Genomic DNA, 12,981 nt, shown 5'->3' on the forward strand with positions numbered 1-12,981 from the left:
GCCCGAGAAGACCAGGAGAAACCGCCATCGTGACCGATCTGCTGCTGCGCGCGGCGACCATGCTCGACGTCGCGACGGGCGAGTACTCACTCGGTGACATCCACTGCGTCGACGGGCTCATCGCCGAGATCGGTCATGGTTTGCGCGCGTTCGAGTCGGCGCGAGTCATCGACCTCGGTGGCGCGCCGGTACTGCCGGGTCTCATCGACGCGCACGTGCACGTCACCGCTGCCACCGCAGACCTGCGTGGGCTACAGGAGTGGTCGCCCGCGTACGTCGCGGCGCACGCCGCACGCATCATGCGTGGGATGCTCGAGCGCGGCTTTACGACGGTGCGTGACGCGTCCGGCGCGGACTTCGGCCTTGCCGACGCGCAGGCCGAGGGTCTGATCAGCGGACCGCGGCTTTTCTTCTGCGGCAAGGCGCTCAGTCAGACCGGCGGGCATGGCGACACGCGTCCGCGTGGCGTGCGTGTCTTGGAGGAGTGTTGCGGCGCCGGCCTCGGACGCGTGGCCGACGGCGTAGACGCGGTGCGGGCCGCGGCGCGCGACGAACTGCGTAAGGGCGCCCACCACCTCAAGGTCATGGCCAGTGGTGGCGTCGCTTCGCCTACCGACCGCATCGACTCGACGCAGTATTCAATGGACGAGCTGAAGGCCGTAGTCGAAGAGGCCGAGGCCGCAAACCGGTACGTCGCGGCACACGCCTACACCGCGCGCGCTGTGACGAGAGCGCTACAAGCCGGCGTGCGCACCATCGAGCACGGCAACCTCATCGACGACGACGCGGTGGCGCAGCTGCGAGCACGCGACGCGTTCCTAGTCCCCACCCTCGTCACCTACTGGGCGTTGAAGAACGAGGGGCGGGAATCCGGGCTCTCGCAAGACAGCTGGCGCAAGGTCGACGACGTACTCACTGCCGGGCTGGGCGCGCTCGAACGCGCCCACCGCGGTGGCGTACGCATCGCCTTCGGCACCGACCTGCTGGGCGCCATGCACCGCCACCAGAACACCGAGTTCCGCATCCGCGCCGAGGTACAGCCGCCCCTCGACATCATCCGCTCCGCCACCACCGTCGCCGCGGAACTGCTCGGGATGACCGGCCGGATCGGCACGATCAGCGTCGGCGCGCACGCCGACCTCATCGTCCTGGACGGCGACCCGCTCACCGACATCAGCGCACTGGCCGAGCCAGGCCGCATCCGTCACGTCATCCAGTCGGGCGCAGTGGTGTGACCCGCTCACACGGAGATCCACTGTGATCGAACCGCAGCTCGACACGGACATCTCGGAGCGGATACAAGCGGTCGCGGGGATGGAGCTCGTCGAGACGACGATGGGCGACGGCTTCAAGTTCCATGTCTTCACCTACGAGCAGCCGGTGGATCACCGCGATCCCGCGCAGGGCACTTTCCGGCAGCGGTTCACCATGGCGCACCGGTCGGCCACCCGCCCGACCGTGTTCCTCACGTCCGGCTACTACGTCGGCACGCAACCGCGCCGTGTCGAACTCGCCGAGCTCATCGACGGCAACCAGGTCGCACTTGAGCACCGCTTCTTCACGCCGTCGCGCCCCGATCCCGCCGACTGGTCGAAGCTCACGATCTGGCAGGCCGCAAGCGACCAGCACAGGCTCTTCCACGCGCTCAAGCCCATCTACCGGAAGAACTGGCTGGCCACCGGCGGCAGCAAAGGCGGCATGACGGCCACCTACTACGCCCGCTTCTACTCACACGACATGGACGGCGTCGTCGCCTACGGATCGCCCAACCACCTGCCCGAGAGCAGGGATGTCGCGACGGACCGGTTCTTCGCGCGCACCGGAACTCCCGAGCACCGCGCCGCCCTCATCGCCGTGCAGCGTGAGGCCCTGCTGCGGTGGGACGAAATGATGGCCCACTTCAACACGTGGGCGCAGGAGAAGGGGCACACGTTCGACATCGCGGGCAACGCTGAGATCGCGTTCGAGGGGCTCGTGCGCGACATGGCGTGGCGGTTCTGGCAGAACAAGACGATCAACGACCCGATTCCGGTCACTACAGCGTCATCCGAGGAACTGTTCGCGTTCATCGACGCCGCCGCCGGCTGGGACAACTTCACAGATGAACGGCTTATGTTCTTCGAGCCGTACTACGTGGCGGCCGGCCTGGATCTCGGTTTCCCCAGCTACACCACTCCGCACCTCGACGGCCTGCTGCGCCACCCCAGCACCTACGGACCGCGTCACCGCGTGCGCCGAGACATCCCGCTCAACTTCGCCCCCGAAGCGATGCGCGACATCGACCGCTGGGTGCGTGAAAACGGACGGCGACTGATGTTCGTGTACGGCGAGAATGACCCGTGGGGCGCCGAGCCGTTCCGCATCGGGCCCGGTTCGGTCGACAGTTACGTGTACGTCGCCCGCGATGGCAACCACGCGTCGACGATCGCCTCCCTCGACGAGGATGACAAGGCCGCCGCGACAGCGACTGCGCGGCGGTGGGCCGGCCTCTAATTCGGCACGTCGGCGCGCGTGAGGCCCCAGTACCGCGCTGTTTTTTCCCCGTCGGCAGGCAGCAGATCGCCGCGTTTCCGGTCCAGTACCACGCGCCGTTCCCAGGCGATATCCCTGTTCACAACCTGTGCCGGCGCGCCCATCGCGATGCAGTTGTTGGGAATATCGGTATCGACGATACTCCTGGTCGAGATCACAGCACCGTTGCCGATGGTCACACCACCCATGATCGTGGCACCTTCCGCGATCCACACGTGTTCGCCGATGGTGATCGACCTTGAATCGTTCAGGCGTTTCTCCGTTGCCACCTCGTATACCGGATAGGTGTCATCGGACCGCACTTCGATTCCCGCGAAGAGCATCGTGTCCTCGCCGATGGACACCTCTGTTCCCTCCACGGCCGACACCAGCACAACACCTTCGCTGCTCACATCCCGGCCGATCCGGATCCGCGAGTGGTGGCCGACGCGCATGGCGAAACGCAGCCCAACGGAATTCCCCACCGTCGAACCGATCTCAACGGTTCCGTGATCACCGATGAAATCCACTCGCAAGTCGACTATCTTCGCATCGGACGCGACAATCAGTTTGTTCCCGCTTCCCCGGAACCGAATATCGGTCACCGAGTCATGTGATTCACCCGCGAAGACAATCTCGTTTCCCAGCTTATCCTCATATTGCCGCAACTTGTGAGCGCGCAGCATGGTACCTCCTTGATTCATGGTCAAGGCTCGGTCAGTTCAGCTCGATCACAGGCGGCTCGGCCCACGGGACAATGCCCATCGCCGCGAAAATGCGCGCGGGCACGATCGCCCGCCCTGCGGCGACGGTGAGAGCGACCTGCCGGATCGCCGAGATGTCCTCGGTCGGGTCTCCGTCAACCAGGATGAAATCGGCGACGCGGCCCGGCTCGATCACGCCATGCGTCTCGCCACGACCGAGGTGCGACGCGCTTCTCGCGGTGGCGATCGCGAGCGTCTCGCTCGGCGAGATTCCGGCGGCCACGTACAACTCAAGCTCGCGGTGCAGCGCCACTGCCGTGCCGTCATCCGTGCCCGGCCACAGCGGCACGCCCAGCTTGTGCAGGCGTGACATGATCTCCAGCAGTCGCCGGAACCCGGCGGCGTAGTCCTCCAGTTCCTGTTCGGACTGACAGGGAAGGTACGTACGCAGCAACGAGCGGCGGTAACCAGCCGGCACGTGGTCGAGCAAGGGCGCCACCCCCGGGGTCACCTGGCGTGCGCGACTGCACAGCAGACCCTCGAGCAGGCTGACCGTCGTGTCGAGCCCGATGCCCTTGTCCACCATGGAGCGCACCGTGTACTGCACTCGCTCCGAGTCGAGGTCGAGCCGCGCGGCTCTCCCCATCGCCGTGACACGCAGCGGTGTGCGTGTATCCTCGTGCGGCTCAAGCACCCAGCCGAGAACCAGTTGGTTCAGGTGGGTGATCTCGTCGTAGCCGTCGGCTATCGCGCGGTCAGCGTCCATGAACGCGGGGATGTGCCCCATCACGCGCATGCCCCGGCGATGTGCTTCGTCCGCGGTCGCACGGATCCAGTCAGGGTTGAACGAGTTGTAGATCTTAATCGCGTGGAACCCGTGCTCGTCGTACCAGGCGACGGCCTCGATGGCCTCGTCAAGGCTCGCGACGACGCGACCGGAACGGGCCGAGAACGGCGAGCGGCCCTCGATGAAACCGGCGGCGACCACCGACGGGCCGACGAGCTCCCCTGCCGAAATCGCTGCCGTCAACTCGTCGAGCTTGTGATTGTCGTTGCCCATGTCGCGCACACTGGTCACCCCCGCGGCGATGTACAGCAGGCCAAGGGAGGCAGCGAGATGGGAATGCATGTCGTGCAGGCCGGGCAGCGCCATCCGCCCCGCACCGTCGACGACTGTCGCGTGAGCAACGTCGGCCGCGGCGGTCGTGACGTCGACGATGGTGCCGTCCTGGACGATGATCGTGCGCGGCTCAGACACGGCGTAGGTCTTGGGATCGAAGACACGCACGTCGCGCACCACCAGCGTGCCACCCACATGGACCGTCGCCTCCTGCGACACGGCCGCGAAGCGTCGTCGAGTGGCGGCCTCAAGAGCATCGTCGAGCTGCTGTGTCTCGGATAGGAGGTCGTCGACGAGGTGCAGATACCAGTCGGCGATTCCGAGCACACGGCCATCCGGTGAGCGCAGGACGTACTGCTCGTGCAGGGCGACGCCCGAGACTGCATAAACCTCGATCGGCTCGCTGAACTGCACATCGATGTCCACCCTGCGCACCTCCGCGCATCCCTCCGGGAGGAGCGGCACGCGCCCGCCGGTCGCGAGGGCGTGGCCGACGATCAACGCCAGCACGTAGGAGCTGCTGTCAGCGGGTAGGTAAAAGCCCTCCTTGGCCGTCGTGCCTTCGTCCGCCTGGCTCGACCAGACAGCGATGCCGTCGGTACCGCGCTCGAAGCGCTCACCGACCTCGCCACCCGCCAGCGACGTGCCGTCGACAGTCCACACTGCAGGCTTCCCTGCCTCGTCGAGGCACACAGTCTCGGTCAGCTTCGCGCCACGGCCGTTGTTGTCGACAGCCGAGTTGATGGTCAAGCCGCCGTCAGCAGGCTCGGCAACGAGCATGCCAATCGCCTCGCTGTTCGCGAGGATGGTGAGCTTCGTGGGGAAGGCGGAGGATCCGAAGGCCATGCCTGCAATCCTGCACCGGCGGATGGGCGAACCGTTACGACAGAAGCCCAATTCTGGCGGCGAGGTTTGCGACAGGATGCGCGACGGATCGACACGCCCCGCTCACACATCTCCGGATATCCGGCGATCTGGTCCCGCATCGCCAGGTCCGATCCTGCTGGCCGAAATGGTGGTCGCCGCCCTGGCGGGGGTCACGTCTTCGCGGCTGTCCCATCGCGACAACCGGGTCACCCACGAGACCCTCGACAAGTTCGCCGGCCTCACCCGGCCGAGGCAATCCAAGTAGCCAGCCGTCCCTCGAAGAAACGTGAGATGAACTCTCCTCTGCTCGCGGCTGCGCCCGCGGCCCGCTCCCCCGGCGTCACAGCTGGATCGGTGAAACCTCGGCGCCCCAGTCGTCCCTGCCGACCGTCCCAAGCGACGATCTCCACCGCCGTCCGCCGTGGCAGCGCCCGCACGCCATCGATCAAGGTCGTCCGATCCGCGATCACCCGCGAGCTTAAACGAAGCACTGCCCGGTAGTCGTCGACGGATCCACGGGCGCCCGGATTGTCAGTCGTTGATCACGACGACAGTTTCGCTGATGCCAGCGCGGCCTGTGAGACGGTCGCGATGCCGAGTGAGGTGGCGGCGCGTCAAAAACCCTTTCGCGGAAATACGATGCGACCGACCCGGACATCGACACCTGGCCACGCTACCGGGCAGGCGACCCGGCCAAGGCGAGCAGCTTCACCTGCGCGAGGTAACGCCGTTTGCGGAAGTCCATATCCGCAGCGAACGCCAACAACGCTGGGGCCGGCCACGAGTATGCTTGATCCCACGATTTTGCTGGCTGCCCCGCGTCTTTTTCTGTGGAGGTTTGTGTAGTGCCCTGCGGAAGATCACGGTGTACGCATCGTGATTGCTGGTGGTTGCGTTGAACCTGCCTGGCGTGGGTCTGGGTGACAGCTACGAGCGTGAGATCTGGGATGTCGGGCGCTAGGTCGCGGCCGCGTGGTGGCAATCTTCCTGCGGAGGTCACCAGTTTCGTGGACCGCCGCCGGGAGTTGTCCGAGATCAGGCGGCTGTTGTCCGCCACCCGGCTGCTGACGTTGACCGGTGTCGGTGGTGTCGGCAAGACGCGACTCGCGCTGCGGGTGGCGGCCGGGGTGCGGCGGGCGTTCACCGACGGGGTGTGGCTGGTCGAGTTGGCCGCGTTGCAGGACCAGACACTGCTGGAGCAGACGGTCGCGGACACCGTGGGGCTGCGGGATCAGTCCGCGCGGCCGCCGCGGGAGGTGTTGGTGGACTACCTGCGGGACAAGCAGTTATTGCTGGTGCTGGACAACTGTGAGCATCTGGTGGACCGGTGCGCGGGGCTGGCGACCGACCTGCTCCCTGTAGCGCCAGGACTACGGATCCTGGCCACCAGCCGACACGCCCTGCGCGTCCTGGGCGAACACATCTTTGCGGTGCCGTCGCTGCCGCTGCCGAACCCGGAGCGGATGTCGCCGGGGAAACTGGTTGGCAACGAGGCGATCCGCCTGTTCGCGGAGCGCGCGACGCTCGTGCGGCCCGGCTTTGAGGTCACGACCGACAATCGGACGACACTGGCGCGGATCTGCCGCCGGCTGGACGGGTTGCCGTTGGCCATCGAGCTGGCCGCGGCGCGGCTGCGGGTGTTCTCGCCGGAGCAGATCCTGCACCGGCTGGACGACCGGTTCCGGCTCCTGCGCGCAGGCTGGCGGGAGGTGCCGGCCCGCCACGAGACGTTGCGGGCGGTGGTCGACTGGAGCTACGGGCAGTGCTCGTCGGCGGAGCAGGCGCTGTGGGCCCGGGTGTCGGTGTTCGCCGGCGGGTTCGACCTCGACGCAGCCGAAACGGTCTGTACTGGTGACGGCATCCACCGCGACCAGGTGCTCGATCTCGTGGCCGGGCTGGTCGACAAGTCCATTCTGATCAGAGAGGACCACGACCACGGCCTCCCGGCCCGCTACCGGCTGCTGGACACCCTCCGCCACTACGGACGGCACACCCTGCGCGCGGCCGGGGCGGAGGCGGTACTGCGTCGGCGGCACCGGGACTACTACCTGGATCTGGCCGAACGCGGCGAGGCCGAGTGGTTCGGCCCCACTCAGCGGAGAGTGGCCGCCCGCATCCGAGGTGAGCACCCCAACCTGCAGGCCGCGCTGGAGTTCTGCCTGAGCACCCCGGGCGAGTCCCAGACCGGGCTGTGCATGGCCGCTGCCCTGTTCTTCTACTGGTTCAGCTGCGGCTTCGTGGCCGAGGGACGCCACTGGCTGGACCGGGCACTGGCCCAGGACACCGAGCCGAGCAGGACGCGGGCCACTGCACTGTGGCGCAACACCATCCTCGCCATAGTGCAGGGTGACCTTCCCGCCGCCACGGCCATGGCCCCGCAGTGTCGCGACTGGGCCCAGCAGCATGACGACCAGACCATGCTCGCGTACGCCCTGTTCATTCAGGGAGCTGTCGCATGGTGCAGCGGCGACTTCCGGCGCGCGCGGGCCCTGCTGGAGGATGCCGTGGCGCGCTTCGACACTCTCGGCGAACTGAACACCACCGTGATCATGGCCTATAGCGCGCTGGCCACGACAGCCGTTTTCCAAGGTGACCTCGCCCGTGCCATCACACTGTGCCGGCAGGCCTGCGCACTGTGCGAGCAGCGCGGCGAGCACTGGGCGCGGGGCCGGATGCTCAACACATTGGCCTTCACCGAATGGACCCGGGGCGAGGTGGCCCTGGCCAGCACACACACCAAGGACGGCCTCCGGGCCGCACACGTCTTCCACGACATTTTCGGCAGGGCGTTGACGATCGAGCAGCTGGCCTGGATCGCCGGGACGGCCGGCGAGGACGAGCGGGCCGCGGTGCTGCTCGGCGTGGCGCAGCAACTGTGGCCTCTAGTCGGCGGCGACCCGTTGTTCGGCTCCTCGCGTCACCTGGCCGCACACGAGACATGCGAGCAGCAGGCCCGCCGCACCCTCGGCGACCGCGCGTTCCAGGCCGCCTTCGCGCGCGGCGCCGACCTCGACCTCGACCAAGCCATCGCCTACGCGCTTAGCGAGAAACCCGCGCCCGCCACCCCGACCGCCACCGCGAGGGATACCGCGGGGACGCCATTGACCCGCCGGGAACGGCAGGTCGCCGAGTTGGTCGCGCAGGGACTGTCCAACAAGGACATCGCCGCTCGGCTGGTGATCGCCCAGCGCACCGCCGAAGGCCATGTCGAGCGCATCCTGGCCAAGCTCGGTTTCACCAAACGCACCCAGCTCGCCGCCTGGATCACCCAACAGCAGAAGGAGCGTAATCCATGACGGCGCGTACCGGGTCGGATCGGCCGGTGGACAACCTACCGGGCGAGATGACGAGCTCTTGTGGGTCGCCGCCGGGAGATCGCCCACGCTGCCGGCTCAAGTCCCGGCCGCGCCGTGGTACCGGAAGTGGCGGAAGTGGACGCGGCCGTCATCCGCGATCATGCCGATGACCCTCCCAGTGAAGGGAGTGGCGGTTTCAACAGCCCAATAGCGTCCGTCCAGGTTCGCCACTTCGGTCTCGCCGCCGTTGGCGTCGACGACGCTGAGCGTGATGATGTCGCCGCCCTCTGCCCAGGGCGGATAGCGAGGCGCCGGTGGTTTCGTGCCGAGACGCAGGATTACCAGTCCGCCGGGCACGTCGATCGAGGTCGAGTGGCACAACCCGGGGAGGTCGATTTTGGCACTGATGGTGTTGACCGCCGGATCGGTGCCGCGTTCGGCGAGGAGAGTCAGCGAGGACTCCTCGTCGAAGCGGAGAGCCAAGCCCCCAGAACCGCCGTTGCAGTCGACTTCGACTTCGACGCTGCAGGCGAGGTGCCGTTGACGCCGACCGACGTACGCTGGAGTCCGGGATCGCAGCAGCTCCCCTTCGCCCTGCAACGTCAGCCAACCGTCTCGCGTCTGCGGAACGGCCGCCAACACAGCGGCCGGCGGGCGCCGCACCGCGAGCCATCCCGGGTCGTCAAGGGCGGCTGTGCCCGCTAGCTCGAAGTGCTCGACGCACGGCTCCTGACGGGGCGCCAGTTCGACGGGACGTGGCGTGGGCCATCCATCGATCCAGTCCACGGTCGTCACGAAGGTCTCTCGCCCCAGCACCGAGAACGCCCTGGCGCGGTCCACCGGCCGGGTACCGAGCAGCAGCAGCGCGTCACGGCCGTCAGGGGCGGTGACGAGGTCCCCGTGGCCAGTGCTGATCACCGGCCGGTCAAGGCCAGAGGCGGTGAGCACCGGGTTGTGGGGAGCGCCCTCGAACGGGCCTTGAATGCTTCGGCTGCGCGCCACGCTCACGGCGTGGCCGCGTTCGGTTCCGCCCTCGGCGATGAACAGGTACCAGAAGCCGTCACGGAGATGGAGATGCGGACCTTCGGAGGCGCTCAACCCGGTGCCGGACCACAACCGTCGCGGCTCCTCGAGCAGCTCGCCCGAGGTGAGATCGACTCGAGCTTGCATGATGCCGTCCAGCGGGCCGATGGACGACTCCGTCCTGTGCAGTCCGCTGAAAGTCACGTACGCGTCGTCGCCGTCCCAGGCGAGATCGGGATCGATGCCGTAGATCCCGGGGAACGACAGACCGTCACTCCACGGTCCGGCCGGGTCCTGCGCGGTGAACAGGACGCACCCTCGCGGGCTGTTCGCCACGGTGACGATGACGTGGAAGGTGCCGCGGAAGTAGCGGATGGTGGGCGCCCAGACCCCTCCACCGGCCGGGCATCGCAGCAGCCCCACTTGTTCTTGCCGGGTGGCGACATTGCCGATGTGATGCCACGTCCTCAGGTCGTCCGACCGGTAGACCGGTATCGCCGGGAGGTACTCGAAGGTCGAGGTGATCGCGTAGTAGTGGTCATCTACCTGGATACAGCTCGGGTCCGGGTTCATGCCGGGGATGAGGGGGTTCGGCCACGCGTCGGCGCCTGGCGAAACGTTCCTGGTCACGACTCGTCCACCTTGCCTTGGTTCGGTATGGCGTGTTCCTGGACGCCGCGGCCCTCGCCGTGAGCGAGGGCCGCGGCGCGGTTCATGAGGTGGTGATGGGCTTGATGGCGTGCATCAGATCCCATACCCCCATCACCTGGGAGTAGGCCGGGTAGTAGTACTGATGAGTGCTGCCGTCTGTCCAGAAGTTGGGCGGGTTGAACGCGAAACCGTTGTCGCTTCTGAACCAGGTCTGGTGCGCGATCGCACTGGCGAGCTCCACTCCGGACCGTTTGAGGTTCGGATCCCTGGTATGCGTCCCGGTGCGGTACAGGTCCGCCGCGGCGAGGTAGTTCGTGCCGGTGTTGATGCCGGGGCCGGTCGTTCCAGGCTGGGCCCCGGGGATCGCCACGGTTGTGGACCCGATCAGCTCGCCGTCCGCGTTGTACCGCCGCAGGGCGGAGTGGTGCCTGGCCAGCTGCTGGGCATGCCGCGCCTTGTCGACGATGTCCGGCAACCCCACGTCCTCGGCGAGGTGCTGCGCGAAGAAGGCGTCGAGGAACATGTGGTCGGCGTAGGGGCCGGAGCTGGTGAACCGGTAGTAACCCTTCTCGGCGTTCCAGAACACTGCCTCGAACTCGGTCTTGGCCGCCGCCAGGTCGGCGCGCAGACGCGCCACGTAGCTGGCCTCGCCGCCAAGCTGGTCACCGCTGGCGATCGCGGCCGAGAGCGCGAGAAGGTACAGCTGGGAGTTGTAGAGCCCCGCACCGGTCTGCGGTAGTCCATTGTAGATGTTCGCGAACGACGTCGAGTCGACGGGCAGGTGGGTACCCGGCGGGATCAACGCCTGGAGGAACGAGATCTCGTGTTTCATGGCCGGCCAGGTCTCGCGCAGGAAGTCCTGGTCGCCGGTCAACTTCGAGTACGCGTACCAGTGGAAGATGAACTTGCTCGGACTGTCGCCCCATTGCGTCACCCCCGGCTTCGGCGGTCGTGAGTCTGTTCCACCCTGGATCGGGGCGTCCTGCGCGTTGCCCCACTTGATGAACGGTGATCCGTCCTGGGTGCTCACGTAGAGATCCGGAGCATTGCGGTTGAAGGCGCGTTCGGTCGCCTCCGCGCTGGCGGCGAGAGTTCCTTCGAGCAGGTTGGGGAACAACCTCAAGTAGGCGTTGTAGCCATAGGTCTGGATGTCCGTCGTCCTGCCCATGCCGGACAAGCCGCCCGCACCGGTGTCCTGCACGCCGAACAGGTGGGTTCCCGGTCTCGAGGCACCTAGATGCTGACCGGGTCCGGCGGACGAGAAGCTCGTGGGAACGATGCTGTTGCTGACCAGGCCGCCTTCCCAGAACGAGTTGTTGAACACCAGCATCGACAGCTCGTTCAATGCCGAGGTGCGAACGACCTTGGGGTAGACGGGATCTGTCGCGAGCGGCTTCCACCACCCTTCAACCGCGCGGAGTGCCGCGTCACGACACCAGAGTGCGTCACGCGCGATCGCGAAGCTCTGGTGGAAGGGATAGCTGCCAGGGATGTACTCGTTCTGCGGGTTCTCCTTCGCCCCGTAGAAGTTGGTGTAGCGGCGCATCCACACCGTCTGGTTGTTGGCGAACCCGACCTGAGGGAAGTCCCATGCCAACGCAAAGGGCACCGTGGTGACCTCGCCCGGAGCCAGTTTCACCGACACCGAGACGGCACCCGCCGATGCGCTATCGTCGAGCGCCTTGTCAGGCAACTTGCCGCTGGCGCTGAACGGCGCATACACGTCAGCCCCGTCTCCGGCCCCGTTCCAGGAGGTCGTGTAGGAGACTTTCTGCCCACGCGCGGGCATGGCGGCAAGCGTCCACTCGGACTTCGTGGCATCCGGCGTGTTGCCCGGATCGTCGGCGCTCAGCGTGACCGCCTCGACCCCACCCAACTGCCGGTGGCGGCTGCTGAAACCCTTGCGGACGGAGGCGGGCCCCTGTTCCACGGTTGGGTCGGTGCGGGTGCCTGCCACGTGGCCTGGGGCATTCGGCATCGTGAACATCACCGACATGTCGGCCCGCTGCGAAGTGTGGTTCGCGATGCGCACGTCGAAGTAGACGACAGGCAGCGAGGTCCGCCTGTCCTCCTTGGCGACGATCGGGGAGAAGAAGCGCATGGACACGTCGGTCTTGAACGGCTTGTAGTTCATCCAGCCGAACGGATACAGAGCCGCGTAGTCACCCTCACCAGGCTGGAGTTCGTTCCACGCCGGTAGCGGGGATCCCCATGACCTCGGTGCGACGGGTCCTTGGGTACCGACTCGCTGCGGGCCATCTGTGGCAAGGGTGCGCACCGTAGGCGTTTGCGTCCCCAGTTGCTCACGCACGTGGAAGGCCGCCTGCGGCGCGATCCGCGTCTCCCAGCTGCTCCCCTGTTGCCCGCCGAAGTTCCACGGACCGAAGGTGCCCGCCTGATTGATCATGAAGGAGCCGGCACCGACTCCACCCACCGGAATGCCCAGCCCCGGCACGGAGATCGGGAAATTGCCGTAGATGGCGTCCCACGCGTTGGGAGACGCACCCTGACACACCTGCGCCGCGGGCGGCGGCGCACAGGTTCCTGGATCGATGACCCCGAGCGGCCGGACCAGCGCCGCGTCGGGAACGGGGAAGTAGTCCCGTGCCGCGGCAGCCGCCGGCTGCTGGCGCACGGCGGCCACCAGCGGGACGGCGACCGCGACTGCCGCGAGCCCCGCGAGGACTCTCTGGACGGCTCTGCGTCGGACACCTTTCATGGTTTTCTCCGTTCTCCCGCACGACTCCGGGCAGGGGGAGCAATGACGAGCGCGCGTTCACGCGCCCGCGTTCAGGGTGTTCTGATGGGA

Annotated in this window: 7 protein-coding genes; 3 read left to right on the forward strand and 4 right to left on the reverse strand. The window is 67.0% G+C overall.

The window, feature by feature from the left end:
• The first annotated feature begins 26 nt into the window (after positions 1-26).
• Both JOF56_RS46190 and JOF56_RS46195 read left to right on the forward strand, forming a co-directional pair.
• The gene (locus JOF56_RS46190) at positions 27-1,235 is read left to right on the forward strand and encodes a metal-dependent hydrolase family protein (RefSeq protein ID WP_209648893.1); all 1,209 of its coding nucleotides are present in this window, start codon (positions 27-29) and stop codon (positions 1,233-1,235) included.
• Positions 1,236-1,257: 22 nt separating this feature from the next.
• The gene (locus JOF56_RS46195) at positions 1,258-2,493 is read left to right on the forward strand and encodes an alpha/beta fold hydrolase (RefSeq protein ID WP_209645854.1); all 1,236 of its coding nucleotides are present in this window, start codon (positions 1,258-1,260) and stop codon (positions 2,491-2,493) included.
• Here the strand turns inward: JOF56_RS46195 and JOF56_RS46200 are convergent.
• Together JOF56_RS46200 and JOF56_RS46205 are read right to left on the reverse strand one after the other, a co-directional pair.
• Complete coding sequence (locus tag JOF56_RS46200; protein ID WP_209645855.1) at positions 2,490-3,197, reverse strand: acyltransferase; 708 nt, start codon at positions 3,195-3,197, stop codon at positions 2,490-2,492. The two genes, JOF56_RS46195 and JOF56_RS46200, sit on opposite strands and share 4 nt — an antisense overlap.
• 31 nt (positions 3,198-3,228) lie before the next feature.
• Positions 3,229-5,181, reverse strand: coding sequence for an amidohydrolase family protein (locus JOF56_RS46205; RefSeq protein ID WP_209645856.1), 1,953 nt, complete (start codon positions 5,179-5,181; stop codon positions 3,229-3,231).
• Positions 5,182-6,209: 1,028 nt separating this feature from the next.
• Here JOF56_RS46205 and JOF56_RS46210 point away from each other — a divergent pair.
• Positions 6,210-8,498, forward strand: coding sequence for an ATP-binding protein (locus tag JOF56_RS46210; protein WP_307855566.1), 2,289 nt, complete (start codon positions 6,210-6,212; stop codon positions 8,496-8,498).
• A gap of 96 nt (positions 8,499-8,594) precedes the next feature.
• Here the strand turns inward: JOF56_RS46210 and JOF56_RS60465 are convergent, their stop codons facing one another.
• Both JOF56_RS60465 and JOF56_RS46220 read right to left on the reverse strand, forming a co-directional pair.
• Entirely contained in the window at positions 8,595-10,151 is a 1,557-nt protein-coding gene (locus tag JOF56_RS60465; RefSeq protein WP_307855567.1) for a glycoside hydrolase family 43 protein, read from the reverse strand.
• A gap of 82 nt (positions 10,152-10,233) precedes the next feature.
• Positions 10,234-12,891: a GH116 family glycosyl-hydrolase gene (locus tag JOF56_RS46220; RefSeq protein WP_209645858.1), complete on the reverse strand. Its 2,658-nt coding sequence runs from the start codon at positions 12,889-12,891 to the stop codon at positions 10,234-10,236.
• Between the last annotated feature and the right edge of the window lie 90 nt (positions 12,892-12,981).

The organism is Kibdelosporangium banguiense (assembly GCF_017876405.1).
Classification (GTDB): Bacteria; Actinomycetota; Actinomycetes; order Mycobacteriales; family Pseudonocardiaceae; genus Kibdelosporangium; species Kibdelosporangium banguiense.

Bases quoted from the DNA above. Each gene is read 5' to 3' on its own strand.
- JOF56_RS46220 (WP_209645858.1), bottom strand. From the start codon at position 12,891: ATGAAAGGTGTCCGACGCAGAGCCGTCCAGAGAGTCCTCGCGGGGCTC.
- JOF56_RS46200 (WP_209645855.1), bottom strand. From the start codon at position 3,197: ATGCTGCGCGCTCACAAGTTGCGGCAATATGAGGATAAGCTGGGAAAC.
- JOF56_RS46205 (WP_209645856.1), bottom strand. From the start codon at position 5,181: ATGGCCTTCGGATCCTCCGCCTTCCCCACGAAGCTCACCATCCTCGCG.